Raw genomic sequence first — 1369 nt, forward strand, 5'->3', positions numbered from 1 at the left:
GGCAGGGCGGCCGACGCCGTCCGGCCGCGCGTCGCCTGACCCGCGCAGGGACGGCGACCGTGCCGGGCAGCGGGCAGGCCGACGGAAAAGGACACAACGACCACGGACCGGCATGGGACGATGAGCCCATGCCGGTCCCCCGTGCCCGCCTGGTGGGCCGAGCCCTCGAGCTCGGCGCGCTCGAGGACGCGCTCGCCGCCGTCCGCTCGGGAGACAGCCGCAGCGTCGTCGTCGCGGGCGAGGCCGGGATCGGCAAGACGCGCCTGCTGGACGAGCTCGTGTCGCGCGCCGGCGACGTCACCGTCGTCACCGGGCAGTGCGCCGACGAGGGCTCCGGTCCGCTCCCGTACGCGGCCCTGGTCGGACTCCTGAACGGCGTCGTCCGGACGACAGGCCACGAAACCGTCATCGCCTCGGCCGGACCCTCGGCCGGCGCCCTGTCCGTCCTCGCTCCCCAGCTCGTCGCACCGACGCCCGACGCCGGCGCCGACCGCGTCCCCGAGGTGCTCACCGACCTGCTCGCCGGGCTCGCGGGCGAACGCCCCGTGATCGTGGTCATCGAGGACCTGCACTGGTCCGACGACGTCACGCGCGCCGTCGCGCTCCGGCTCGCCCGCACCGCGCCGCCGGGCGTGCTCCTGCTGCTCACCTACCGCAGCGACGACGTCGGCCGGGCGCACCCCCTGCGCGTCGTCCTCGCCGAGCTCGACCGCGCCCGGCTCACGACCCGCCTCGAGCTGACGCGCCTGGGCGAGGCCGAGGTCCACGAGATGGCCCAGGACCTGCTCGACGTCGGCCTCGACGCCGAGCAGCTCGCCGACCTGGCGGACCGCAGCGAGGGCGTGCCCTTCTACGTCGAGGAGCTGGTCGGCTTCCTGGGCACCGACCTGCCCGACTCCCTGCGCGACATCCTCCTGCTGCGGTACTGGAACCTGAGCCGGGAGGCCCGGTCGCTGTGCCGCGTGGTCGCCGCCGCCGGCCCGCGCGTCTGGTACGACGTGCTCGACGACGTCCTGGCCGACCCCTCGACAGGTCCCGGCCGGCGCGCCCCGCACGCGGCCACCGACGCCGAGGAGTCCGTCCGGGAGGCGGTCGACGCCCAGGTGCTGGTGGTCACCGAGGTCGGGTACGCCTTCCGGCACGCACTGGTCCAGGAGGCCGTGTACGCCGAGCTGCTCCCCGGCGAGCGGCACCGCCTGCACGCCGCCTACGCGCGAGCCCTGGAGCGGGCCCTCGTCCGGCGCGCCCACTCGGTGGCAAAGCTGTCCCGCATCGCCGACCACTGGTGGCGCGCCGGGATGCTCGACAAGGCGCTCGCGGCGGCCGTCGAGGGGCACCGGGCCGCGGTCGCCGGCGCGGCGTCGTCCAC

General features: G+C 76.3%; 1 protein-coding gene. It reads left to right on the forward strand.

The genetic code is table 11. From position 1 onward, the window contains the following. Window positions 1–128: 128 nt before the first annotated feature. The coding region (locus tag PROKR_RS23495) for an ATP-binding protein (RefSeq protein WP_169736536.1) at window positions 129–1369 on the forward strand (1241 nt) is incomplete at its 3' end.

It is taken from the genome of Promicromonospora kroppenstedtii DSM 19349, assembly GCF_000515355.1.
Classification (GTDB): domain Bacteria; phylum Actinomycetota; class Actinomycetes; order Actinomycetales; family Cellulomonadaceae; genus Promicromonospora; species Promicromonospora kroppenstedtii.